This is a genomic window from Cyanobium sp. ULC065 (assembly GCF_977927515.1).
On sequence record NZ_OZ376393.1, the window covers coordinates 2,159,860 to 2,184,596 of the forward strand.

Here is a 24,737-nt window from a genome sequence, read left to right on the forward strand (position 1 = left end):
GAGCTGCGTTATGGTGCAGGCCGTGACGCAGAGCACACCGGAGATGTTCAACCCGGAGTTCCTGACGACCGACAGCGAATCAATCAGCGGCAACTCGCTGATCCAGTACCTGCAGGAGCAATCTCCGGACGTTTTGCAGCGTGTGGCCCGATCCGCCAGCGGCGACATTCAGGACATCATCCGCCACAACGTTCAGGGCCTGCTGGGCATGCTGCCGGGCGAGCAGTTTGAAGTGAAGATCCAGGCCAGTCGCGACAATCTCGCTGGCCTGCTGGCCTCCGCGATGATGACGGGTTACTTCCTGCGCCAGATGGAGCAGCGCATGGAACTGGAGAGCAGCCTGTTCGGCGAAGGCGCCCTCGATGCCGACCCCGGCGAGCTGAGCCTCTGAGCCCAGAGCCCCGCAGGGCCTCTCCAGATCCAGGCTGATCAGCCCTTTGAGGCGGGTTGAGGCTCCGCTGCCGGCACCTCCGGCACCACGCCCCAACGCACAAGGGCGCTGTCGATGCCTGCGAGGAATGCCCACGATCCGCTGGAGGGCGCCCACGGGCGCTGCTCCAGGGCATCGGCGAGGCGCTGGAGATCCTCCTGGGTGGACGCCACAGGTGCCGCGTAGTGGGCAGGCACCACCTGGCGAATGCTTGGCAGTTGGGCGAGCCGCCGCAGCCAAGCCACCAGGGCGGTGCGGGCCCTGGGAAACACCAGCCGCTCCAACACCGGCGCCACCTGCAGAGGATGGGCATCACCGCCCAGCAGCGCCTCGAATTCAGCCACCCAACCGGGCTGCCAGCGAAAGGGGTAGAGGCCGAAGTAGGCCTTTGCGGCGCGCAGCCCCGGCCGGAAGCTGCCGGCGATCACCTCTGGCCAGGGTCGCACCTCCAGCGCGGACGGCCGCAGGTAGGAGGCGAACAGCACCAGCCGCATCCAGCCGCGCCGCCGTTGCTCCTGGCCATCGCTGAGCGGCTCCGTGCCCTGCTCGCGGGCATGGAACAGCAGGGGCGTGGGATCGGTGCTGAAGATCTCCGGCGGTTCGCTGGAGATGGCCACCAGCGCATCGGTGACGAGCAGGCTGCCGCTGGCCCGGTGCAGGCAGGCCACTTCCACGAAGGTGCCGAGGCCCAGGTCCAGCGGGCCAAGCATCTCCCATTGCAGCTGCTCGGCGTGGGGCAGGCCCTGCTCGAACAGCACCCGGGTGCGGCCAGCGGGAAATCCGAGCCAGGGCAGGGGCAGCGGCAGCGGAAAGCTCCACTGGCACGGGCTCACCCACACGGTGGCGGCAGGAAAGGCCCGGGCCATCGCCGGCACCGGCAGCTTGTGCTCCAGCCCTGAGCTGGTGGGCAGCACGATCGTGCGCACCGGCCCATAGCGGGCTTCGAGCTCGCGCAGGCTGTGCAGCAGCTCCTGGGTGGGCGCCACTGGCGCGTAGAGCAGCAGCCCATCGGTGAGGCGTGCCACGGTCATGCGGATCGGCACCGCCACATAGAGCACGCCCTGCAGTTGCTCGAAACTCCAGATCTGGCCAGGCACAAGCTCGCGCACCAGGGTGCGGCGGCGGCCATAGGGATAGAGCGGCAGCAGCGGCCACCAGGGCCACCCCTGCCGCAGCCTCGGCGTGGGGGACAGGCCGTTGGAGGCTCTCACTGCCGCAGCTGCGCCATCAGCCCATGGCGGGGCGCGAACAGGAAGCTGGCCAGGAAGAGGCAGGTCTGGACCACCACGATGCAGCCGCCGGTGGAGGCATCCAGCCAGTAGCTCCAGTAGATGCCGACCACACTGGAGAGCATGGCGGAGCCGACGGCGATCCAGGTCATCCTGTCGAAGCGATCGGTGAGCAGGTGAGCCGTGGCCCCCGGGGTGACCAGCATGGCCACCACCAGGATGATGCCCACGGTCTGCAGGCCGGCCACCGCCGCTAATGACAGCACCGCCAGCAACAGGTAATGCAGCACGCCGGTGTGGATGCCGATCGAGCGGGCGTGGGTGGGATCGAAGCAGAACAGAATCAAGTCACGGCGCAGCAGCAGCAGCACCGCCAGCACCAGGCCGCAGATCCAGAGCGTCTGCTGGATGTCAGCGGGGCTGATGCCCAGCACATTGCCGAACAGGATGTGGGTGAGATCGATGCTGCTGCGCACCTTCGACACCAGGATCAGGCCGAAGGCGAAGAATCCGGTAAACACCAGCCCGATCACGGTGTCTTCCTTGATGCGCGTCATCTGCTTGATGTAGCCGATCACCGCCACCGATCCCACTCCGAACACGAAGGCGCCGAGGGCGAAGGGCAGGTTGAGGGCATAGGCGATCACCACGCCGGGCATCACCGCATGGGACACCGCATCGCCCATCAGCGCCCAGCCTTTGAGGGTCATGTAGCAGGAGAGCAGGCCGCAGACGGAGGCCACGAGCATGCTCACCAGCAGGGCCCGCTGCATGAAGGCATGCTGCAATGGTTCGGTGAGCCAGGGGAGCGCGTCCATCACAGGTCGCCCTCACCGGACGGATCCGGCGGGGTGATCGTGAGCGAATCGAGCGGTCCGCCGCCGAAGGTGCGGGCCACGTTCTCCTGCGTGAACACCTCGGAGGTGTCGCCGTAAGCGAGCACGGTCTTATTGATCAGCACCACGTCGTCGCAGAAGCCGGTGACGTGGCTCAGATCGTGGGTGGAGATCAGCAGCGTGCGGCCTTCCTGGCGGAACTGCTGGAACAGCTGGATCAGCAGCTTCTCGGTGCGGATGTCCACGCCGGCGAAGGGTTCATCGAGCAGCATCACTGACGCCTCCTGGGCAAGGGCTCGGGCGACGAAAGCCCGCTTGCGCTGGCCCCCCGAGAGCTGACCGATCTGGCGGTGGCGCAACGGCCAGAGCTCCACCCGCTCCAGGCTCTCACGCACGGCCTGGTGGTCGCGGCGGCGGGGAATGCGCAGCAGGTTCATGGTGCCGTAGCGGCCCATCATCACCACGTTCGCCACGCTCACCGGGAAGTTCCAGTCGACGCTTTCGGTCTGCGGCACATAGGCCACCGCCTGCTGTCGCAGGGCTTCACGCAGGGGCACGCCGTTGATGGCGATGGTGCCGCGCGAAGGGTTCACGAACCCCATCAGCGCCTTGAACAGGGTGGATTTTCCGGCGCCGTTCATGCCCACGAGGGCGCAGATGCTGCCGGCGTAGGCCCGCAGCGACACGTCATGCAGAGCCACCACCCCGTTGTAGGCGTAGCAGAGGTTGTCGACGACGATCCGCTCCTGGGCCGGGCGGTGCTGAGGCGGGCGGGGCGGGCGGTGTTGCATCGGCTCAGCGCCCCTTGAGTCCGTTGATCAGTGTGGATACATTGTGCCGCTGCAGCTCCAGCAGGGAGGAGGCCGGGCCACCTTCAGGCGACAGGGAATCCACGAAGAAAACACCGGCAAAGCGGCTGCCGCTCTCCGCCGCCACCTGCTTCTGCGCCTCTGCCGACACTGTGCTTTCGCAGAACACCGCCGGCACCTGGCGCTCTCGGACCGTGGCGATCAGGCGGGCCATGCGCTGCGGGGTGACCTGGGATTCGGCATTGACAGGCCAGAGGTAGGCCTCGGTGAGGCCGTAATCGCGGGCGAGGTAGGAGAAGGCGCCTTCGCAGGTGGCCAGCAGGCGGTGCTGGGGCGGCAGGGTGGCCAGATCGCGGCGCAGGTCCCTGTCGAGGCCGCGCAGCTCAGCGCGGTAGGCCTCTGCGTTGCGCCTGAAATCGGCCGCATGGGCGGGGGCGAGCTGGGTGAAGGCCTTGCGGATGTTCTCCACATAAACCTCCGCCAGCAAGGGCGACATCCAGGCGTGTGGATTGGGCTTGCCGGCGTAGGCATCCCCGGCGATCGGAAGGGGCTTGATGCCCTCGGTGAGCACCACCCGCGGCACGTCCGGCAGGCCGGAGAGAAACCGATCGGCCCAACGCTCGAGGCCGAAGCCGTTGACCAGCACCAGCTGGGCCCCCTCAGCCCGCCGCAGATCGCTGGGGCTGGGTTCGTAGCCGTGGATCTCGGCACCCGGCCGGGTGATCGACTCCACCTGCAGGTGATCGCCGGCCACCTGGCGGGCCATGTCGGCCAGGATTGTGAACGTGGTGAGCACACGCGGTTTCCCTTGCGGCGCTGCGGCCCCTGGCGTGCCAGCCGCGGAGGTGCCGGGGGCCGGTGTCTGCTCGGCCGGACGCGGCGACGGCGTGCAACCCAGCAGGGCGCCACTGGTGAGCATCAGCACGCCACAAAGGGCCAGGGCAGGACGCCTGAGAATCGAGCGGGCCGCCATCAACGGCGCAACGTCAAACACGAAAATGGTCTAAGAGAACACAAGCGGCGCTGACGTAACCGTTGCTGGTGCGGCACGTGCCTGCGGCAGCGGAGGTGCTGCCGGGGCCAGAAGAAAAGGCCCCCGCCGCAGCGGAGGCCTTCTGGGGTGCAGGTGCCAGGGGAGGTGGCCCCCGGCGGCTGGCGACAGAGGCTGGCTCAGCCGATCGCCGGAGCCTGCAGCGCCACCGGCACCGACTCCAGCAGGGCCAGGTCGAGCGGGAAGTTGTGGGCATTGCGCTCGTGCATCACCTCAAAGCCGAGGTTGCCGCGGTTGAGCACATCGGCCCAGGTGTTGAGCACCCGGCCCTGGGCATCCAGCACCGACTGGTTGAAGTTGAAACCGTTGAGGTTGAAGGCCATCGTGCTCACGCCCAGGGCGGTGAACCAGATGCCCACCACCGGCCAGGCAGCCAGGAAGAAGTGCAGGCTGCGGCTGTTGTTGAAGGAGGCGTACTGGAAGATCAGGCGACCGAAGTAGCCGTGAGCAGCCACGATGTTGTAGGTCTCTTCTTCTTGGCCGAACTTATAGCCGTAGTTCTGGCTCTCGCTTTCGGTCGTCTCACGCACCAGCGAGCTGGTGACGAGCGAACCGTGCATGGCCGAGAACAGGGAGCCGCCGAACACACCAGCCACACCCAGCATGTGGAAGGGGTGCATCAGGATGTTGTGCTCCGCCTGGAACACCAGCATGAAGTTGAAGGTGCCGGAGATGCCGAGGGGCATGCCGTCAGAGAAGGAACCCTGACCGAAGGGGTAGATCAGGAACACCGCGAAAGCGGCCGAGAGCGGCGCGCTGTAGGCGACGCAGATCCAGGGGCGCATGCCGAGGCGGTAGGAGAGTTCCCACTGCCGACCCATGTAGCAGGAGATGCCGATCAGGAAGTGGAACACCACCAACTGATAGGGGCCGCCGTTGTAGAGCCACTCATCGAGGCTCACGGCTTGCCAGATGGGATAGAAGTGCAGGCCGATGGCGTTGCTGGAAGGAACAACGGCGCCGGAGATGATGTTGTTGCCGTACAGGAAGGAACCGGCAACGGGCTCCCGGATGCCGTCGATGTCGACGGGAGGAGCGGCGATGAAGGCGATGATGAAGCAGATCGTGGCTGCCAGGAGGCAGGGGATCATCAGCACACCGAACCAACCGATGTAAATCCGGTTGTCGGTGGAGGTGACCCACTGACAGAAGCTCTCCCAGGAGCTGAGACGTCCGCTGCGAACAGCCGTGGCCATTGGAGGTAAGAGGACGGAAGGAAACGGCTTCTTCACCCTCCACTCGCCTCAGGCAGCAACGGAAAATCCGCCAGCATCCGCAGCGAGAGAGCAGCAAAAGGCACCGTACGAAAACGCTAAGGAAGAGCTGCCGAAGCGAGGCACGCGGCCTCCATCTCTTCGCAGATGTTCAACAGAAGCGCTCCGCACTTCACGCAACTACATCATTCAGTAGATCAAACGCAACAATCCCCAGCCCTAAGCCCTTAGCCAAAATCCCTAGGCCCCTAGGCCGTGGCCTGGCGCAGCACCCACTGACGGCCCTGGTGGAGGAACGCCGGCCAGTCGAGCCGTTCACTCTCGGCAGCCCGTGCCACCAGCAGGGGGGCCTGCAGACGGATCGCCTGCAGATCCGCCTCCGCCACGCCGCTGCTGAGAGCCAGCACATCGGCCATCGACCGGGCCACCACCCGGGTGAGATATGCACCGCTGAGCGCCTGCAGGCTGCTGCCCACCAGCCAGGCGCTGCCCTCCAGCCGCATCACGCTGGCGAGGGCCTGGCCGGTCCACTCCACCACCCCCAGCGCCAGGGCAGCACGGGCCAGTTCGGTGGCCGCCGCCCGCAGCTGCTCCATCCCCCAGGGGCAATCCCACAGCCGGGCCATCTCCTGCAGCATCAGCCCGTTGGCCACGGCCAGCACCAGCAGATCAACGCTGGGCAGGGGGGCGGCGAACACACCGGTGGCCACCAGCCACTGGGTGCGTTGCACGAGCGCCTTGCAGCGCTCACGCCGCAGGCGTTCCAGTAAACCCTGCCATTCGCCGTGCAACCGCTCGAGCTGGCGCTGCTCGGTGCGGTGCAGCAGCGCGTGGCCCTGCTGGCGGAGCTCCTGGGCCAAGGGCGTCAGGGCAACAGGCAGGGCCTCGGGCTGGCCGCTCCAGGGCAGCAGCCGCTCCCGCAGAGGCGCCGGCAGCTGGGCCTGCAGATCGGCCACCAGCTGCGGCTCCTCACCCACCACCAGCAGCCAGACGGGCTGGCCGGCAGGCAGCGTCTCCAGCCAGCGCAGATCGGCGGCCTGCAGCGGCGGGTGCACCGCATGGAGCAGCAGGTCGCAGCGGGGGAAGGGGGCCGGCCAGCTCCAATCGGGGCTGTGGGATGCCAGCGGATGGCCCCAGTGCAGGGTGATCGGAAGGGGCGCGCGCACGCCCTGCACCAGCGGGCCCTCCAGGGCACGCTCCAGCGGACGCAGGCCCACCAGCCCCAGATCGAGGGCCTGGCGGTGCTGGCGGCCACGCAGCTGCTGGAGCTGGTCGCGGCGCTGCTGCTGGGCCGCCTGGAAGGTGTCGGAGGCGGTCGTGCTGGCGCTCTCCAGCTGCTCGAACCGGGGCAGCAGCCCCTCACAGCGTTCGATCCAGCCGTTCCAGGAGCTGGGCAGCTGGGGCGTGATCTGGCCGCGTGGACGCCGCCACCACCACCAGGCACCGGCTGCCGCAAGCAGGGGGAGGCCGCCCGAGAGGGGGGTGTGCAGGCTGTCTAGCAGCAGCCAACCGCCGAGCACGGCCGCGGCAGGGGCCGCCACCGGCAGGAAGGGAATCAGGCCGCGCCAGGAAGCGGCCTCCAGGGGGCGAGCGGAAGAAGGCAAGGAGAGCAACGCCCGCTGCGAACGAACGTCAGCATCTTTAGCTCAGCTCCTCTCCCCTGCCCAGGGGCTCAATAGGTTGGGGGTAACCGAGCCAGGCCCGGGGGCCTCTCCGATGACGGCTGAGCGGATCCGTCCCGACACGGGCGCCCAGGCCCCGAAGGACGTGGCCGACGGGGGGCTGGCCCGTGAAGGCGCCGCCCATGGAGACGCGCCCCGCTCGGCCGTGGCCGACAACCGCGAGGCGGTGAACACGGTGCTGCTGATCGCCTTGAGCGTGAACGTGGCGATGAGCTTCCTGAAACTGTTCGTGGGGCTGTGGAGCGGTTCGCTGGCGGTGCTGGCCGATGCGATGCACAGCGCCACCGATGGCCTCTCCAGCCTGCTGGGGGTGATCACCAACAGCCTTTCCGATCCACTCCCCGACCGCGACCACCCCTACGGGCACCACAAATACGAAGGCATCGGCGCCCTGGCGATCGCGGTGTTCATCCTGTTCGCCTGCATCGAGATCCTGCAGTCGGCGGCGCAACGGGTGCTAAGTGGGCTGGAACCACTGCGGCTGGAGAACGGCGCCTTCGTGCTGCTGGTGGTGTCGCTGCTGGGCAATATCCTGCTGGCCCGCTACGAACGGCAGCAGGGGCTGCGGCTCAAGAGCGCCCTGCTGCTGGCGGATGCCCACCACACCACCAGTGACATCTGGACCACCTTGATGGTGCTGGCCGGCCTCGGCGGCGCCAGGGTGTTCGGGCTCAACTGGCTGGATGTGGCGGTGGCGGCGCCCCTGGCCCTGCTGCTGGTGCGCTCCTGCTGGCAGGTGGTGCGCACCAACCTGCCCTGGTTGGTGGATCACATCGCCATCGCCCCCGAGGCGATCCACACGGTGGCCATGGCGGTGCCGGGGGTGTTGAACTGCCACGACATCGCCAGCCGCGGGGTGCTCGGCCAGCAGGTGTTCATCGACATGCACATGGTGGTGGACGCCGACGACCTGCCCACCGCCCACCACATCACCGAACGGGTGGAGGAGCGGCTGGAGGAACGCTTCGGGCCAGTGCGCTGCACGATTCACCTGGAACCGCGCGAATATGCGCGTTCGGAGATCACCTTTCGCGGAGCCCATGGCTGATCGCAACCGTGAGCTGATCGAACTGCTCACGCCCCGCCAGCAGGTGCGCGTGCGCCAGTTGCTGCTGGAGCAGCAGGGCCAGACCAGCTGGCACGGCGGCGTGCCGGTGCTGGTTCTCGATCGCTGCTGGCTGCGGCTGCGGGTCACACCGGTGGAACACCTGGCCCGGCTGTTGCCGCCCGACAGCACGGCGGAGGCGCCGGAACTGGTGCGTTTCCGCGAACTGCGCCAGCAGGGGTTCAGCGAAGGCGCCGCCCAGGGCCGCTGCTGGGAGGAGTTCGGACCCGCGGCCTGCCAGCTCGCCCTGCACCGCCACTGGCAGGCCCTGGAGGGCCCTCATCACGGCTGGACGCTGGCCGCCTACCTGGCCTTCCTGCGTACCTACCGCGAGCTGTTCGCGGCCGGCCAGGAGCGGCCGCTGCCGCTGGTGGTGCTGGGCCGGCGCGGCAGCCAGGAGCCGCACCGCATCCACTGGCTGGTGGAGACCGGAGCCCTTGATGCGGCACACTTGCCCCCTGATTGAAGGCTTGCGGCCATGGCCGACCTGGAGAACGCATCGGTGCCCACAGACGCGATGCCCACCGACTCTGTGACCACCGAAGCGGTGACCACAGACGTGGTGACCACCGACGTGGTGCCCGTTGAGGCTGGGCAACAGGTGCAACGCCGGGGCGGTGGTCGCCCGCCGGGCGGTGGCAGGGAAGCCGGCAGCCACCGCGAGAGTGGCGGCCTGCGCATCCGCCTGAGCGAGAACGAGCAACGGGCCGCCAAGGTGGTGCAGGAGGCCTTCCAGCTGCGTTCCACGATCGCGGCGCTGGGCTTTTCGATCCGCACCGTGGCCCAGCTGCTGGAGCAGGGTGCGCTCGATGCACTGGTGGCCGAGATGCGCTCCCAGGCGGGCAACCGGCCGGAACGCAGCCGCCCCGAAGGCGGGCGTTCAGAAACGGGCCGCTATGGCGAAGGCGGCGAAGGCCGGCGTGGCCGGCGCGAGGGCTCCGGAGAAGGACGTCCGGAGGGGCGCGGCGAGCGCCGCGTGATCAGCCGGCCCGATCCCTTCGCCCGCCCGAGCCGGCCGGAGCCGGTGCGTGAGCCCGAGCCAGTGGCCGAAGCCAGCGCCCCCGTTGAGGAACCCACCCTGGCCGACGACGCTGCAGACACCAGCAGCCCACACACCAGCGACGCCGAGGCGCTGCCCACCGACGCCGAGACGCAGCTGTGACGCTTCGGCCACGTGTGCTCTCGGGCGTGCAACCCACCGGATCGCTGCACCTGGGCAACTGGCTGGGGGCGATCCGAAACTGGGTGCAACTGCAGGACAGCCACGACACATTTTTCTGTGTGGTGGATCTGCACGCGATCACGGTGCCGCACGATCCCGCCCTGCTGGCGGAGGCCACGCGCCGCACCGCCGCCCTCTACCTGGCCTGCGGCATTGATCCACAGCGCTCCACGGTGTTCGTGCAGAGCCAGGTTCCGGCGCACAGTGAGCTCACCTGGCTGCTGAACTGCGTCACGCCGCTGAACTGGCTGGAGCGCATGATCCAGTTCAAGGAGAAGGCACGCAAGCAGGGCGACAACGTGTCGGTGGGGCTGCTCGATTACCCCGTGCTGATGGCTGCCGACATCCTTCTTTATGACGCCGATCTGGTGCCGGTGGGCGAAGACCAGAAGCAGCATCTGGAGCTCGCCCGCGACATCGCCCAGCAGCGCATCAATGCCCGCTTCGCGCCGGAAGACCAGCCGCTGCTGAAGGTGCCCGAGCCGTTGATCCTTGCGGAAGGTGCGCGGGTGATGAGCCTGATCGACGGCCGCAGCAAGATGAGCAAGAGCGAACCGAATGAGGGCTCACGCCTGCACCTGCTCGATCCGCCCGAGCTGATCACCAGAAAGATCAAACGCGCCAAGACCGATCCGGTGATGGGGCTGGAATTCGGCAACCCCGAACGCCCCGAAGCCGACAACCTGCTCGGGCTCTTCGCCCTGCTCAGCGGCAAGACACGGGACACCGCTGCCGCCGAATGCGCCGCGATGGGCTGGGGACAGTTCAAGCCATTGCTGGCGGAAGCCGCTGTGGCCGCCCTGCAGCCGCTGCAGGAGCGTTATGCCGAGATTCGCCGCGACGAGGCCTACCTGAGTGAAGTGCTGCGCGAGGGCAAGGAGCGGGCGGCAGCCGTGGCCACTGCCACGCTGGAGCGTGTGAAGGCAGCCCTGGGCTTCTTGCCGGCGGCCTGATCAGGAGGGCGACGCTGCGTTCCTTGAAGACTGACGTTGCTTTTACCCAAGCCAATGCAGACATAGCCCCTGGCGTGCCTGCTTTGCTGAGCAGTGAGTTGCACGATGCGACTGATCACGAACCAACACCCACTGGCTTCGTGGCAGGGCACGGGTTGATTGGGTTTACGTTATTGAACGAAGGCTAGGTCACCAGCATTCGCATCAACCAGCTTTCTTCCATCCTGGAAATCCTCACCAACTCCAAGGCAATCGCCGACATCATGCGGAGCATCAGGTGGGAGGCACCAAGAAACGAATGCCAGGAGCGCCTACAGGCTGTGAATCGAAGGAATGGCATCAGGTTGGAAGGTCTGAACCAGAGGAATAGCAAAGCTGTTCGACCCAGGGTCTCCCTCCTGCCAGCGGACCAAGAAATCATCACGATCCTTCAAGACAAGAACGGATTGGCCAGCTGCGTTGTAGGGACAACAGATGTCTGTGCCTGGCATGAAGGTAAAGGACCCTGGCTGCCATGAAGGAAGATGGAACGTCCAGGAAGAAGCCGGGCAGACCGTGTTCAGCCTATGAACCGTTCGCCATGATTAACACAACGAAGCCAAACGGGAAATCGTGAGGATTGACTGGGGCAACCTATGGCTTCACGCTCCTCTTCGCCTTGGTCGCGCGTGAGCAGCCAGGCTGCGGTATGCCACTCAAGGCTCCCGGTACACCACGCGACCACGTTCATCATTGCCCACATCGAGCAGATGCTCATGCAGCAGCTCTTCGATTTCGGTGCGCACGGCGTCGTGGTCGGTGCCGGCAGGCAGTGTTACCGCGAGGATCGCGTCATTGAGGGTGAAGCCAACACTGCCGGAACTGCGGGCCAGCACAAGCAACTGGCGGGCCAACGGCTCCGGGCGGTTGGTGTCGGCTTTGGCGAGGGCTTCCTGCAACACCAGCGGTTGGTTGGCCTGCTCGATCATCGAGCTGATCAGCAGCGCATCAATCAGTTGGCCGATGCCGCAGAAGCCAAAGGTGAGCAGCCACAACACCCCGCTCAGCGGCTTGCGGGCGTAAAAGCGATGCAGACCGCACAGGCCGACGAAGCCGCATGCCCAGAACAGATAGCCGAGTGCCACGTGGCGTCGCTCGATCAGGGGGCTCGCCATGCTCAAAACCAGCGATGCTCACAGCGGATCCCTGATGCTATCGGGGCTCTGGCTGGGCTTCGGCCTGGCGTGGTGTCATCCGTCTCCAGGGGGCGGCGGGGGAACAGGGCCGGTTTCTGGCGGTCCGGGGGCAGGGTCACCCCCGCCTCCCGCAAGGCTGCCGACAAACCCCACACCTTCATCACAAGGCGGTGCCAAGGGGCCATTGCCTGCATGTCGAGGGCGAGGGTTTCACTCATGGCGCCGCGCAGTGCTCGTGCCGCCATCAACTCCTGCAACGAGCGCGTAAGCATGGCATCAAAATCCCGCTGCTCCGTGGGCCCCAGCACCGTTTCCGGGCAATAGGCCAGCAGATCTTGGCCCCGCTCGAACCAACGCTGAAAATCATCCAGCAACGAATCGAGCACTTGATTGAGCAGCGGGCCAGCTCCCGCAGGCTGCGAAAACGGTGAGGAAGAGTCGGGAATCGGTGTGCTCCAGCTCGTGGACAGCCTAGGAACACAGCCCGCTTTCGGCAGAGCGGCGGCTGGCGTACTGGCGCAAAAGGTGGTGCGCCGGACCCACGCTTGCAGGTGCAACGCAGGATCAGCCAAGGCGGCGGCCACATCCGTGCGGGATCGCGCGGGTCCAGGCGGAGTGGCTCGGATGGGAGACCGAGGCGGAGCCTTAGGCCGTGCGTGCTCTCCCGCAGTCCGGCGCTTGATTCTGTGGCTCCAGCCAACGCCGCTACAGCTTTCAACAGCGGCTGGGGAACAGAACGGGCATGGGGCCGCTTCGGCTGATCTCCCGCGTCAGCGTCACATCAGAACGATCGAAGAAAACCAGATGTGTGCTCCATGAGGGCACATCTGTGGCAGCGCTTGTGTTGTTGGCAAGCTGAATGCTGACCCAATACCATTGGTAAGAATTGCTGGAAACACCGTAGAGAACGTTCTTCTCTGAATAATGGGCAAGTATATGATTGCCAGGTCTGTAACAGCTGCAGATCGGAATGTCGTGGATCATTCCGGTCAAACGTAATGGTTCCCTCCGGCACCATGCTCCAATCCAGCGAAGAATAGGCTCCTACCCTCCGCAGCCGATTGTCGCTGTCAAGCATGGAGGTGGCAGCGATCACCAGCGCGTCGGTGCCATCACGCACATCCGGAGATTATTGACGCGATCCCTTACGAACAGATTGAACCCGTTGAGATGCACAGCAAGGCCATGGCCCAAGAGGGTGGTGGGATCCAGAGAATGAGAAAGCACCTGTTCCTTCTGCCTAGAAAGAGTGATCCAGTAGAGGCGATTACACGAGCTCAGCCCAAAGAGCAATGCATTCGCAGGCGCGGCACCGGCCACGCCACTGACCACGGTCCTGGACGCAGCTGCGCCCCTGGATCCAGCCACCTTGTCGCAGCATCGGTTTCTCCGCTTCCAGCCCTGCCTGGCAGTGCCCGCAGATTCGGTCACTCGTCCAGCAGTACAGACACTTCTCAGGTTTTTAGCATTCTCTCAACGTCCCACCTGAGACAGGCCTCCTCGCGCCGGGGGCTCCGAAGCGGCCGGCCAGCGGCAACCGCCGCACCCAGGGGATGGCAGCGTTCCTATCAATAGGAGGATCAACAGCCGATGCTTAGAGTTGAGGGTCTTCTGGCCCGTTGCCGTGCCTACCGCTTCCCCTGCCGCCGAGCCCGCCAGCCGCTCTGGGGAAACGGTCAGCACCCCGGTGCTGCTGCCCAAAACGAGCGAAAGCACCCAGCTGCTCAAAATTCGCCACTCGATGAGCCACGTGCTGGCCATGGCGGTGCAGAAGCTGTTTCCCCGGGCGCAGGTCACGATCGGCCCCTGGACCGAATCCGGCTTCTATTACGACTTCGACCATCCCGAACCCTTCACCGAAGCCGATCTCAAGGCGATCAAGAAGGAGATGGGCAAGATCATCGGCCGCCGCTTGCCGCTGGAGCGCATCGAGGTGAGCCGCGCTGAAGCGGAGGCGCGCATCTCGGCCCAGAACGAGCCCTACAAGCTGGAGATTCTCGCGGGCCTCACCGAGCCCATCACCCTCTACACGCTCGGCGAGGAGTGGTGGGATCTCTGCGCCGGGCCCCACGTGGCCAACACCAGCGAGTTGAATCCCAAGGCCTTCGAGCTGGAAAGCGTGGCCGGCGCCTACTGGCGCGGCGATGAGAAACGTGCCCAGCTGCAGCGCATCTATGGCACCGCCTGGGAAACAGCCGAGCAGCTGGCAGAGCACCAGCGCCGCAAGCAGGAGGCTCTGCGCCGCGATCACCGCCGGCTCGGCATCGACCTCGACCTCTTCTCCATCGAAGACGAGGCCGGTGCCGGCCTGGTGTTCTGGCATCCGCGCGGCGCCCGCATGCGGCTGCTGATCGAGGACTTCTGGCGGCAGGCGCACTTCGCCTCCGGCTACGAGCTGCTTTACACGCCCCATGTGGCCGATCTGAGCCTCTGGAAAACCTCCGGGCACCTGGATTTCTACCGGGAGAGCATGTTCGGCCCGATGGATGTGGATGAGCGGCAGTTCCAGCTCAAGCCGATGAACTGCCCCTTCCACGTGCTCACCTACGCCAACACCCTGCGCTCCTACAAGGAACTGCCGATCCGCTGGGCGGAGCTGGGCACGGTGTACCGCTACGAGCGGCCAGGGGTGATGCACGGTCTGATGCGCGTGCGCGGCTTCACCCAGGACGACGCCCACATCTTCTGTCTGCCCGAGCAGATCGGCGATGAAATCCTCGGTGTGCTCAACCTCACCGAAACCATTCTCTCCACCTTCGATTTCCAGAACTACGAGGTTCATCTCTCCACCCGGCCCGAGAAATCAATCGGGGAGGATGCTGTGTGGGAGCTGGCCACCGCCGGCCTGGTTGAGGCGCTCGATCGCAAGGGCTGGGCCTACAAGATCGATGAAGGGGGCGGCGCGTTCTACGGCCCCAAGATCGACATCAAGATCGAGGATGCGATCGGCCGATTATGGCAATGCTCCACGATTCAGCTGGATTTCAACCTGCCCGAACGCTTCGATCTGCACTACGTGGCCGCCGATGGCCAGCGGGCACGGCCGATCATGATTCACCGCGCCATCTTCGGCTCGCTGGAGCGCTTCTTCGGCATCCTGGTGGAAAACTACGCTGGTGATTTCCCGTTCTGGCTGGCACCGGAGCAGATCCGTCTGCTGCCGGTCACCGATGAGGTGCTGCCCTATGCCCACACAGTGCTCGCCCAGCTCAACGCCGCTGGAGTGAGAGCCACGCTGGATCGCAGCGGAGAACGGCTCGGCAAGCTGATCCGTAAGGGCGAGCAGATGAAGATTCCGCTGCTGGGCGTGATAGGCACCCAGGAAGCTGAGCAGGGCAGCGTCAACCTGCGCAGCCGCCGCAACGGCGATCTTGGCGCGGTGGCCCTGGCCGAGCTGCTGGCCGCAGCCGCCCAGGCCAACAGCGTGCGTGCGGCGGGTCTGGAGTTGCCGATCGGCTGAACCCTGGGCCCTGCGGCGCGTCGTCACCGGGCCTGGCAGCATCCCACCACGGCGCACCTTCCCCATGCCCATCCTGCTGGCCGGCGATATCGGCGGCACCAAAACCCTGCTCGCCACCTACGCCGTGCGGGAGGGTCAGCTGGTGCAGCTGCGCTCGGCCCGCTATGCCTCGGCCGCCTGGAGCGACTTCAGCGCCATGGTGCGTCACTTCCTGGCCGAAGGTGCCCAGGGCACAGAGACAGGTCCGCCCCGCAAGGCCTGCTTCGCGGTAGCGGGGCCGGTGCAGAACGGCCAGGTGAAGCTCACCAACCTCGCCTGGCATCTCGATGCCGGCGCCTTGGCCAAGGCCTGCGCGTTCGAGGCCGTGGAGCTGGTAAACGACTTCGCCGTGCTGATCCATGGCCTGCCCCATCTCTCGCCCGAGCAGCAGCAGCCGCTGCGCGGCAACGCCCACCCGGCTGCCGCCGCTGCCACGGGGCCGGTGGCCGTGCTCGGCGCCGGCACCGGCCTGGGGGTGGCGATCGGCGTGCCCGGGCCCCACGGCCCGATCGCCCTGGCCAGCGAAGCGGCCCATGCCGCCTTTGCGCCGCGCCAGGAGCAGGAATGGCGCCTGCGCCAATGGCTGCTCAACGAGCTGGAACTGGAGCGTGTCTCGATCGAGCGTGTGGTGAGCGGCACCGGGCTCGGCCATGTGGCGCGCTGGATGCTGCGGGAGCGCGATCCGGGCGGCAGCCACCCCCTGCATGCCCCGGCCGAGGCCTGGTGGCAGGCGGAACGGCAGGGGCTGGCGGAGCGGCCGGATCTGCCGGCCCTGGTGGCCCAGGCGGCCCTGGCCGGCGAGGCGCTCGCTTCAGCGGCCTTCGATCTCTGGCTCGGGGCCTACGGCAGCGCCGCCGGCGACCTGGCCCTGCAGACGCTCTGCAGCGGCGGCCTGTGGGTTGGCGGCGGCACGGCCGCCAAGCTGCTGCCCCAGCTGCGTTCTCCCGTCTTCCTGGAGGCCTTCGGGGCGAAGGGGCGGCTCTCGCCGGTGCTGAAGACGATTCCGCTGCGGGCGCTGGTGGATCCGGGGGCTGGCCTGTTCAGCGCCGCCTGCCGCGCCCGCACCTTGATGGGCTGAGCGCAGGGCCGGAATGGCGGGCGTGGAGCAGCGGGCCTGTATCGGCGCGCACCGGCGAATGGGACACTGAACCCATCACGGTCAGCAGGAAGGGAAGGAGCGCATGGTCAGGCCCCGCATCGGGCAGGGAGTGGCGGTGGATGTCCCCGCCACCACCGCCAACCTGGGGCCGGGGTTCGATTGTCTCGGCGCCGCCCTCGATCTCAACAACCACTTCCAGCTCACCTGCATCGAGGGGGATGGTGAGCGCTTCGAGCTGATCATCGAAGGCAGCGAGGGCGCCCACCTGCGAGGGGGCCCCGACAACCTCATGTACCGCTCGGCACAGCGGGTGTGGAAAGAGGCGGGCGAACAGCCGGTGGCGCTCGAAGCGCGGGTGCGGTTGGCGGTGCCGCCTGCGCGAGGCCTGGGCAGCAGTGCCACCGCAATCGTGGCCGGCCTGATCGGCGCCAATGCGCTGGTGGGAGAACCGCTCAGCCGCGAGAAGCTGCTCGAGCTGGCGATCGACATCGAAGGCCACCCCGACAACGTGGTGCCCTCCCTGCTCGGCGGCCTCTGCATGACGGCCAAGGCGGCTTCGCACCGCTGGCGCGTTGTGCGCTGTGAATGGCATGAAGCGGTGAAGGCCGTGGTGGCGATCCCGGCGATCCGGCTTTCCACCAGCGAGGCGCGCCGGGCCATGCCGCGGGTGGTGCCGATCCCCGATGCGGTGGTGAACCTCGGCTCGCTCACCCTGCTGCTGCAGGGCCTGCGCACCGGCAGCGGCGATCTGATCGCCGATGGCATGCACGACCGTCTGCATGAGCCCTACCGCTGGGGCCTGATCCAGGGCGGCCGGCAGGTGCGGGAGGCGGCGCTGAACGCAGGGGCGTGGGGGTGTGTGATCAGCGGTGCCGGTCCGACGCTGCTGGCGCTCAGCAACAGCGACCAGGCCGCAGCGGTGGGCCGGGCGATGACCCAGGCCTGGGAACGGGAAGGGGTGGCCTCGCGCTTTCAGGTGCTGGATCTGCATCTGGGCGGCAGCCGCTGGGAGCCCTTGCCCGACCGCAGCTGAACCCGGAGTTCGCCACAATTCCCGCCGACGCCACGGCGGATCCCTGCTGCGATCCGTGTCCACAACCCTTTTGAGTAGAACTACTCAGCACCGTACGTGTAACTGATAAATTCTCCGGGTTGCACCGCCCCAGCGGCGGGCCGAACGTTCCCCTCGCAGGCTGAAATGGACGCCAATCTGCCCCTGACGGCCGCGTCCTCTCTCCCTGCTGATTTTCCCTGGCTCACGTTGATCGCCCTGATCCCAGCGGCGGGTGCCCTGTTGATGCCTCTGGTGCCCGGCGATGGCACCGATCCCCGCGCTCCCCGCACCATCGCCCTCGGGGTGCTGCTCGTCGACCTCCTGCTGATCCTTTGGGTGTTCAGCCAGCGCTTCGACAGCAGCCTCAGCGGCCTGCAACTGGTGGAGCGTGTGCCCTGGCTGCCCGCCCTCGGCCTGGAATGGTCGCTGGCCGCCGATGGCCTCTCGGCACCGCTCGTGGTGCTCAGCGGCCTGGTCACCCTGCTGGCGGTGGCCGCCAGTTGGAACCTCAACCGCAAATGCCAGCTCTATTTCGGCTTGCTGCTGCTGCAGGCCTCAGCCCAATCGCTGGTTTTCCTCTCGCAGGATTTCCTGCTCTTCTTCCTGGCCTGGGAACTGGAGCTGGTGCCGGTGTACCTGCTGATCGCCATCTGGGGCGGCTCCCAGCGCCAGTACGCGGCCACCAAGTTCATCCTCTACACCGCCACCGCCTCACTGCTGATCCTGATCAGCGGACTGGCCCTGGCCCTCGGCGGTGACGGTTTCACCCTCAACTTGCAGGAACTCAGTGAGCGCTCCTACGGCGGCAGCTTCGCCCTGCTCTGTTACCTCGGCTTCCTGATCGGCTTCGGCGTGAAGTTGCCGATGTTCCCGTTGCACACCTGGCTGCCGGATGCCCACGGCGAAGCCAACGCGCCGGTGTCGATGCTGTTGGCCGGCGTATTGCTCAAGATGGGCGGCTATGCCCTGCTGCGCTTCAACGTGCAGATGCTTCCAGACGCCCATCTGCGCCTGGCGCCGGCGTTGATCGTGCTGGGCATTGTCAACATCGTGTATGGCGCGCTCAATGCCTTCGCCCAGGACAACGTCAAACGGCGGATCGCCTGCAGCTCGGTGAGCCACATGGGCTTCGTGCTGCTCGGCATCGGCGCAATCGACACCCTCGGGCTGAGCGGCGCGATGCTGCAGATGATCAGCCACGGCCTGATCGCCGCTTCGATGTTCTTCGTCACCGGTGTGTTCTACGAGCGCACCAAAACCCTGTCGATCCCCAACATGGGCGGCCTGGCGAAGGTGCTGCCGATCACCTTCGCCTTCTTCCTGGCCAGTTCACTGGCCTCGCTCGCGTTGCCTGGAATGAGTGGCTTCATCAGTGAAATCACCGTGTTCCTGGGGGTCACCAGCAACGACAGCTTCACGATCGGCTTCCGTGTGATCACCATCATCCTGGCCGCCATCGGCCTGGTGCTCACCCCCGTCTATCTGCTGTCGATGAGCAGGCGGGTGTTCTTCGGCCCCAGGATTCCGGCCCTGGCTGTTGTGGGTGACATGAAACCCCGCGAACTTGTGATTGGCCTGGTGCTGCTGGTCCCCACCCTGGCGATCGGCTTCTGGCCCCGCCTGGCCATTGATCTCTATGGCGCCAGCACCAACGCCCTGGCCGAGAAGCTCAGCGCCCACGCCCAGCTGGCCCTTGGCCGGCTTCCCGTCCTGGGCTGAGCCGCCGGCGGCTGCACCGCTGGGGTGAAATGGGTCCACACCACCCCAAAGCTCCCCGGCGATGCCATCCACCCTCGAAGCTCATGTGGCCCTGCTGGTCGGCGAGGGCCTGCCTGACTACGCAGCGATCACTCCCGAGCAGGTCAGCGCGCACATGCCCGGCCTGCTGGCCGAGCTCGATCAGCAGCTCGACCGGCTGGAGGCAGAGCTCTCGGCAGCCCTCGAGGCCGAAGCTCCGCTGAATTGGCAGCAGGTGATGGGGCCGCTGCAGCGGCTGGGCGAGCGGCTGCGCTGGAGCTGGGGGGTGGTGAGCCACCTCAACGGCGTCTGCAACGGGCCGGAGCTGCGCACCGCCCATGCCGGCCAGCAGGCCGCCGTGGTGGCCTTCGGCAATCGCGTCGGCCAGAGCAGGGTGCTCTACCGGGCGCTGGAAACCCTCCAGGCCAGCAACGACCTCGATGCCACCCAGCAGCGCATCCTCGCGGCCGAACGGCGCGACATGGAGCTGCGCGGCGTGGGGCTGGAAGGCGACGCTCAGGCCGCCTTCAACGCCACCAGCCAGGAGCTGGCCGAGCTCTCCACCCGCTTCGGCAACCAACTGCTCGATGCCACCAACAGCTGGAGCCTGCTGCTCACAGAAGCGGCCGAGGTGGAAGGGTTGCCCGAAAGCCTGCGCGGGCAACTGGCCCAGGCGGCACGCCAGGCCGATCACGCCGAGGCCAGCGCCGCCGAGGGCCCCTGGTTGCTGGGCCTCGACATGCCCCGCTATGCCCCTTTTCTCAAATACAGCCGCCGCCGTGATCTGCGCGAGCGCCTCTACAAGGCCCATGTGAGCCGGGCCTCCGGCGAAGACGGCGGCAACGGGCCGCTGATCGAGCGGATCCTCACCCTGCGGCGCGAGCAGGCCCAGCGCCTGGGCTACGCCCACTGGGCCGATGTGAGCCTGGCCGCCAAAATGGCCGGCTCGGTGGAGGAGGTGGAGCGGCTGCTGGAAGACCTGCGTGCCGCCGCCCATCCCGTTGCCCTGCAGGAACTGGCCGAACTGCGCGCCTGTGCTGTCCGCGCCGGCGCCACTGAAGCCGAGGACCTCCAGGCCTGGGATGTGAGCTTCTGGGCGGAAGTCCGCCGGCAGGAAGCCTTCGCGCTCGACAGCGAGGCGCTGCGCCCCTGGTTCCCGCTGCCGCGCGTGCTGGATGGTCTGTTCGGCCTCTGCAACCGCCTGTTCGGCATCCGCATCAACGCCGCCGATGGCGAGGCGCCGGTGTGGCACCCAGATGTGCGCTACTTCCGAGTCGACGACGCCGGCAGCGGCGAAGCCATTGCAGCGTTCTATCTCGACCCCTACAGCCGTCCCGGCAGCAAAAGGGGCGGTGCCTGGATGGATGAATGCCTGGTGCGCAGCGTGGCGGACGACGGCCGGCCGGTGCTGCCGGTGGCCTACCTCGTGTGCAACCAGAGCCCGCCGGTGTGTGACACCCCCAGCCTGATGACCTTCGAGGAAGTGGAGACCCTCTTCCACGAATTCGGCCATGGTCTGCAGCACATGCTCACCACGGTGGAGCGCCCCCAGGCGGCAGGCATCAACAACGTGGAGTGGGATGCGGTGGAGCTGCCCAGCCAGTTCATGGAGAACTGGTGCTACGACCGCGCCACCCTGCTGGGCATGGCCCGCCACTGGCAGAGCGGCGAACCCCTGCCCGAAGCGGAGTTCGCCAAGCTGCAGGCAGCCCGCACCTTCATGACCGGCGCCGCCACCCTGCGCCAGGTGCACCTGGCGCTCACCGATCTGCGCCTGCACAGCCAGTGGACCCCTGAGGACGGCCGCTCCCCAGAGGCGCTGCGCCGTGAGATCGCCGCCACCACCACCGTGATCGCCCCGATCCCGGAAGATGCGCTGCTCTGCTCCTTCGGCCACATCTTCGCCGGCGGCTACGCGGCGGGCTACTACTCCTACAAGTGGGCTGAGGTGCTCAGCGCCGATGCTTTCAGCGCCTTCGAGGATGTGGGTCTCGAGAACGAGGAGGCCATTCAGGCCACCGGTCGCCGCTTCCGCGCCACGGTGCTGGGGCTGGGGGGCAGCCGCCATCCGGCCGAGGTGTTCGAATCCTTCCGCGGCCGGCAGCCCTCGCCGGAAGCGCTGATCCGGCACTCGGGCCTGGTGGCGGTGGCCTGAACCTGCCTGTTCAGGGGGCGAGCAGCACCTGCCGCAGCGCCTCCAGCGAGCGCGGGTCACTGAGGATGTGCTGGTGCAGGGTGGGCGGCAGCGGTGTGCACGGCCCCACCGGCAGCACGCCCCGCCAGGCGGGTATCACCACCTGGTCCAGAGGCGAGTAGTAGCTCTGGCACTCCACCCCCTCAAGGCCGCTGAGATCCCCGTTGAGCTCGCGCACCAGCGGGCTGCCCAGCTTCATCTCGGCGATGCCGCCCACCAGCCAGGAGGGCCACGGCTGGGCGACGATCGTGCCCTGCTGGGGGCTGCCGACGCTGATGAAACGCCGCGTGCGCTGATGGCCACCCAGCAGCTGGATCCAGGTGCGACCGATCACTCCGCCCATGGAGAAGCCGAGCAGATCAATTGGCTGATCCGGGCCGAAGGCCGCCTCGATCGCCGCTCCGAGCCGCTCCGCCAGCGGCCGCATGCGGGTGGCCCCGAGCCGGTGGGGCAGGTGGGGAATCAGCAGCGGGTCGCGGGCGCCGGCCAGCTGGCGGGTCAGCCGTGCGAACAGCCGCGGGGTGTCCCAGAGGCCGTGGACGAGAACAAGGGGGGGAAGCGCCGTCATCGGGCCATCCTGATGGCCGGGGGCTCAGTGGCCGCTGGAAGCTGCAGTGGCAGGCGCAGCAGGCAGCCCCGCCGGCAGGCCGATCCTCTCCGCGTGCCGCCAGCGCTCCACCGCCACGATGCCGCTGAAGCCCGGCACAGGGGCCCGGCACTTGCGCAGCTCCAGCCGCTGCGGCACCGGGCCGTACAACCGCTCGATCGTGTTGAGCGTCTGCTCCGCAAAGGCCTCCAGGGTGAGGCAGCGCAGCTCCCGGGCCAGCCGCTGCAGGGCCTGGATCGCCACGCCGTAATCCAGGCTGAGCGCCAGAGCATCGGCGCGCCCCGCCGGCGCCAGCGGCCACCAGAGGGTGAGATCCAGCTCGAACCACTGGCCCAGCAGGCGCTCCCGCTCCAGCACCCCCACATGGGCCCAGAGCCGGAGGCCCCGCACGTGGATGGCGTCCGCGCCAAAGCCTGCGGGGTGGCCGGCAGGCTCAACGATGGGGTGGCTGGGCGTTGCGCTGGCGGGTTTGCCGGGCGGGTTGGAGGCGGCAGTCACAGGGGGAGGGAGCGGTGCATGAAGCGCTGATCGCCGCGGGCGTAATCCGCCACGGTCTGGCCATGGCCCCGCAGGCGGTAGCGGTAGGTGACCAGGCCCTCCAGCCCCACCGGCCCACGCGGGGGCAGGGTCTGGGTGCTGATGCCCACCTCCGCCCCGAGGCCGTAGCGGAAGCCATCGGCGAAGCGGGTGGAGCAATTGGCGAACACCCCGGCACTGTCGACGGCGCGCAGGAACTGCTCGGCTGTGGCTGGATTGGCGGTGCAGATCGCCTCGGTGTGGCGGGACCCGTAGTGGGCGATGTGGGCCAGCGCCGCCTCCAGGTCGTCGACCAGCTTCACCGCCAGGACCAGATCGGAATACTCCGTGCCCCAGTCCTCGTCGCTGGCGGGGAGCGGCACGCCGAGGGCGCAGGCGCGGGGATCACCGCGCAGCTCCACCCCCGCCGCCGCGAAGGCCGCCACCGCCGGCGGCAGGAAATCAGCAGCAATGGCGCGATGCACCAGCAGGGTTTCGATCGCGTTGCAGGCGGCGGGGTACTGGATCTTGGAATCCAGGGCCACCCGCAGCGCCTCCTCGCTGTTGGCCTCCGCATCCACGTACAGGTGGCAGATGCCGTCGGCGTGGCCCAGCACCGGCAGACGGGTGTTGTCCTGGATGAAGCGCACCAGGGCATTGGAGCCGCGCGGAATGATCAGATCGACCAGGCCCTCAAGCTTGAGCAGGGCGAGGCTCTCCTCCCGGGAGGTGAGCAGATCGAGCACCTGCGGCGACACCGCACTGGCGGCCAGGCCCTGCTGCAGGGCCCTGTGGATGGCGGCGCAGCTACGGCGGGCTTCCCGGCCCCCCTTGAGCAGGGCGCCATTGCCGGAGCGCACCGCCAGCGATGCGATCTGCACCAACGCATCGGGGCGCGCCTCGAAGATCACCCCCACCACCCCGAGCGGTACCGTGATTCGCTCCAGCACCAGGCCCTCATCCAACTCCGTGTGCAACTGGCGTTGGCCGAGCGGGTCGCTCAGGGCCGCCAGCTGACGCACCCCCGCCACGGCCGCCGCCAGCTTCGGGCCATCGAGCACCAGCCGTGCCGCCAGCGCCGCCGGCAGGCCATCGGCCTGTGCCGCCTGGCGGTCGGCCGCATTGGCGGCCAGGATTTCAGCGGACGCCTGCTCCAGTGCCGCCGCCATCGCCTCCAGCGCCGCTTGGCGCTCGGCGTCGCTGCTCTGGGCGAGCTGACCCGCCGCTCGCCGCACCTCCAGGGCGCGCTGCAGCAGTTCTGGGGAGGGGTCAGGAACGGGGCTGGTCATGGCCCCATCTTCTCAATCGGTGGGCGGCAGGGGCGCGAGACGATCGAAGGCCAGCCGGGCGGCGCCGAGCCGGCCCGCCCCGTTGCCGAGGGCACAACGGCGCAGACGCAGGCCCTCGCGGCTCTCCGGCATCACCCGTTGCTCCACCTCCCGCCAGACCGCCGGCAGGAAGTGGTGGCTGGCGCCGCTCAGGCCACCGCCGAGCAGCACCAGCTCAGGCGTGAGCACATAGAGCAGGGAGCTGAGGCCCGTGCCCAGCAGCTGGCCGTAGCGGTCCCACACCGCCAGGGCATCGGCCGCACCCGCGTCGGCACGGCGGCAGAGCTCGCGGGGCTCCAGCAGCGATAGGCGCCGCAGGCCATTGATGCTGCAGAACTGTTCCAGCGAGCCCCGGTTGCCGCTGTGGCAGTCGGGACCCTGCGGATCCACGCCGATCAGCCCCGGCTCGGCCGCCGCCCCGTGGGGCCCGGTGAACAGCTGGCCGCTCAGCAGCACCCCGCCCCCGACGCCGGTGCCCAGGGTCAGCAGCAGCACGTTGTCCTCGCCGCGCGCCGCGCCGCACCAGGCCTCGCCCAGCAGGGCGCAGTTGCCATCGTTGGCCAGTACCAGCGGCCGATCGAGTCGGGCCTCCAGCCAGTCGGCCAGCGGCACCCGGCGCCAGCCCGGCAGGTTGATGGCGATGCGGGCAACGCGACCGGACGCATCGACCGGGCCGGGCACGCCCACGCCCACAACGGCCGCCTGCCGCTCTGGGTCGAGCTGCTCGATCGCCGCGGCGATCGCCATGGACACGGCGCCGGGCATCGGTGGCTGGGGGGTGGGCAGCTCGAGCTCTGCCAGGGCCTGGCCCTTGCGGTCAACGCGGGCCAGCTTGATGGCCGTGCCGCCCAGATCCACCCCGATGGCCTGGTCTGCCGCTGAGGCTGGCGGCAGGGCAGAGAGCTGGGGGGCAGTGGAGGCCAGGCTGAGGGCGGAAGCCTCGAGCACGGTGGCAGCCATGGCCGGCGTTGAGGCCAGGGATGGGGCGTCGGCCATG

The 24,737-nt window shown here is 67.7% G+C and carries 22 protein-coding genes; 10 read left to right on the plus strand and 12 right to left on the minus strand.

Annotated elements, in window-relative coordinates:
* Positions 1–43: 43 nt before the first annotated feature.
* Positions 44–391, plus strand: a complete 348-nt coding sequence (locus tag ACXMDP_RS10645; protein WP_259730376.1) for a DUF760 domain-containing protein — start codon at positions 44–46, stop codon at positions 389–391.
* Positions 392–429: 38 nt separating this feature from the next.
* Here the strand turns inward: ACXMDP_RS10645 and ACXMDP_RS10650 are convergent, their stop codons facing one another.
* The 6 genes from ACXMDP_RS10650 to ACXMDP_RS10675 form a co-directional block, all read right to left on the minus strand.
* The gene (locus ACXMDP_RS10650) at positions 430–1,641 is read right to left on the minus strand and encodes a DUF4336 domain-containing protein (protein WP_259730312.1); all 1,212 of its coding nucleotides are present in this window, start codon (positions 1,639–1,641) and stop codon (positions 430–432) included.
* Positions 1,638–2,477 carry a metal ABC transporter permease gene (locus tag ACXMDP_RS10655; RefSeq protein WP_094512901.1) on the minus strand — a complete coding sequence of 280 codons (840 nt, stop codon included), beginning with the start codon at positions 2,475–2,477 and terminating at the stop codon, positions 1,638–1,640. The genes ACXMDP_RS10650 and ACXMDP_RS10655 overlap by 4 nt, the downstream gene beginning before the upstream one ends.
* Positions 2,477–3,286, minus strand: a complete 810-nt coding sequence (locus ACXMDP_RS10660; RefSeq protein ID WP_259730311.1) for a metal ABC transporter ATP-binding protein — start codon at positions 3,284–3,286, stop codon at positions 2,477–2,479. The genes ACXMDP_RS10655 and ACXMDP_RS10660 overlap by 1 nt, the downstream gene beginning before the upstream one ends.
* Before the next feature lie 4 nt (positions 3,287–3,290).
* Positions 3,291–4,223: a metal ABC transporter substrate-binding protein gene (locus ACXMDP_RS10665; protein WP_399233585.1), complete on the minus strand. Its 933-nt coding sequence runs from the start codon at positions 4,221–4,223 to the stop codon at positions 3,291–3,293.
* 251 nt (positions 4,224–4,474) lie between these two features.
* Positions 4,475–5,551 (minus strand): photosystem II q(b) protein, encoded by a 1,077-nt coding sequence (gene psbA / locus ACXMDP_RS10670; protein ID WP_255100843.1) that lies wholly within the window; start codon positions 5,549–5,551, stop codon positions 4,475–4,477.
* 266 nt (positions 5,552–5,817) lie between these two features.
* The gene (locus ACXMDP_RS10675) at positions 5,818–7,173 is read right to left on the minus strand and encodes a YcjF family protein (RefSeq protein WP_259730515.1); all 1,356 of its coding nucleotides are present in this window, start codon (positions 7,171–7,173) and stop codon (positions 5,818–5,820) included.
* Between the two features lie 286 nt (positions 7,174–7,459).
* Between ACXMDP_RS10675 and ACXMDP_RS10680 the strand changes: the two genes are divergently transcribed.
* The 4 genes from ACXMDP_RS10680 to trpS are packed head-to-tail and all read left to right on the plus strand — an operon-like array spanning position 7,460 to position 10,531.
* Positions 7,460–8,299 carry a cation diffusion facilitator family transporter gene (locus ACXMDP_RS10680; protein ID WP_457767220.1) on the plus strand — a complete coding sequence of 280 codons (840 nt, stop codon included), beginning with the start codon at positions 7,460–7,462 and terminating at the stop codon, positions 8,297–8,299.
* Complete coding sequence (locus ACXMDP_RS10685; protein ID WP_259730517.1) at positions 8,292–8,822, plus strand: hypothetical protein; 531 nt, start codon at positions 8,292–8,294, stop codon at positions 8,820–8,822. The genes ACXMDP_RS10680 and ACXMDP_RS10685 overlap by 8 nt, the downstream gene beginning before the upstream one ends.
* Positions 8,823–8,873: 51 nt before the next feature.
* A complete protein-coding gene (locus tag ACXMDP_RS10690; RefSeq protein WP_259730518.1) occupies positions 8,874–9,518 on the plus strand; it encodes a hypothetical protein in 645 nt (214 codons plus the stop codon).
* Entirely contained in the window at positions 9,515–10,531 is a 1,017-nt protein-coding gene (gene trpS, locus ACXMDP_RS10695) for a tryptophan--tRNA ligase (RefSeq protein ID WP_094512906.1), read from the plus strand. Before ACXMDP_RS10690 ends, trpS begins: the two co-directional genes overlap by 4 nt.
* A gap of 695 nt (positions 10,532–11,226) precedes the next feature.
* Here trpS and ACXMDP_RS10700 read toward each other — a convergent pair.
* Both ACXMDP_RS10700 and ACXMDP_RS10705 read right to left on the minus strand, forming a co-directional pair.
* Entirely contained in the window at positions 11,227–11,685 is a 459-nt protein-coding gene (locus ACXMDP_RS10700) for a TM2 domain-containing protein (protein WP_094512907.1), read from the minus strand.
* A 2-nt stretch (positions 11,686–11,687) separates the two neighbouring features.
* Entirely contained in the window at positions 11,688–12,080 is a 393-nt protein-coding gene (locus ACXMDP_RS10705) for a DUF2605 family protein (RefSeq protein WP_457766861.1), read from the minus strand.
* 1,250 nt (positions 12,081–13,330) lie between these two features.
* On the opposite strand from ACXMDP_RS10705, the gene thrS reads away from it, so the two are divergent.
* From thrS to ACXMDP_RS10730, 5 genes are all read left to right on the plus strand, one after another.
* Positions 13,331–15,166 (plus strand): threonine--tRNA ligase, encoded by a 1,836-nt coding sequence (gene thrS / locus ACXMDP_RS10710; RefSeq protein WP_259730519.1) that lies wholly within the window; start codon positions 13,331–13,333, stop codon positions 15,164–15,166.
* Positions 15,167–15,230: 64 nt separating this feature from the next.
* Entirely contained in the window at positions 15,231–16,283 is a 1,053-nt protein-coding gene (locus ACXMDP_RS10715) for a glucokinase (protein WP_259730520.1), read from the plus strand.
* A 103-nt stretch (positions 16,284–16,386) separates the two neighbouring features.
* Positions 16,387–17,337: a homoserine kinase gene (gene thrB, locus ACXMDP_RS10720; protein WP_259730521.1), complete on the plus strand. Its 951-nt coding sequence runs from the start codon at positions 16,387–16,389 to the stop codon at positions 17,335–17,337.
* A 165-nt stretch (positions 17,338–17,502) separates the two neighbouring features.
* On the plus strand, positions 17,503–19,077 hold the full coding sequence (locus tag ACXMDP_RS10725; RefSeq protein WP_259730522.1) for an NAD(P)H-quinone oxidoreductase subunit 4: 1,575 nt from the start codon (positions 17,503–17,505) through the stop codon (positions 19,075–19,077).
* 61 nt (positions 19,078–19,138) lie between these two features.
* A complete protein-coding gene (locus ACXMDP_RS10730; RefSeq protein WP_259730523.1) occupies positions 19,139–21,250 on the plus strand; it encodes a M3 family metallopeptidase in 2,112 nt (703 codons plus the stop codon).
* A 10-nt stretch (positions 21,251–21,260) separates the two neighbouring features.
* On the opposite strand, the gene ACXMDP_RS10735 is transcribed toward ACXMDP_RS10730, so the two are convergent.
* Genes ACXMDP_RS10735 through ACXMDP_RS10750 form a run of 4 tightly spaced genes read right to left on the minus strand, consistent with a single transcriptional unit; the run spans position 21,261 to position 24,736 of the window.
* Positions 21,261–21,857, minus strand: a complete 597-nt coding sequence (locus tag ACXMDP_RS10735) for an esterase/lipase family protein (protein WP_094512912.1) — start codon at positions 21,855–21,857, stop codon at positions 21,261–21,263.
* 24 nt (positions 21,858–21,881) lie between these two features.
* Positions 21,882–22,337 (minus strand): dihydroneopterin aldolase, encoded by a 456-nt coding sequence (locus ACXMDP_RS10740; protein WP_259730621.1) that lies wholly within the window; start codon positions 22,335–22,337, stop codon positions 21,882–21,884.
* A 53-nt stretch (positions 22,338–22,390) separates the two neighbouring features.
* Complete coding sequence (locus tag ACXMDP_RS10745) at positions 22,391–23,701, minus strand: glutamate-5-semialdehyde dehydrogenase (RefSeq protein ID WP_259730524.1); 1,311 nt, start codon at positions 23,699–23,701, stop codon at positions 22,391–22,393.
* A 12-nt stretch (positions 23,702–23,713) separates the two neighbouring features.
* On the minus strand, positions 23,714–24,736 hold the full coding sequence (locus ACXMDP_RS10750; RefSeq protein WP_259730525.1) for an ROK family protein: 1,023 nt from the start codon (positions 24,734–24,736) through the stop codon (positions 23,714–23,716).
* Position 24,737 lies beyond the last annotated feature (1 nt).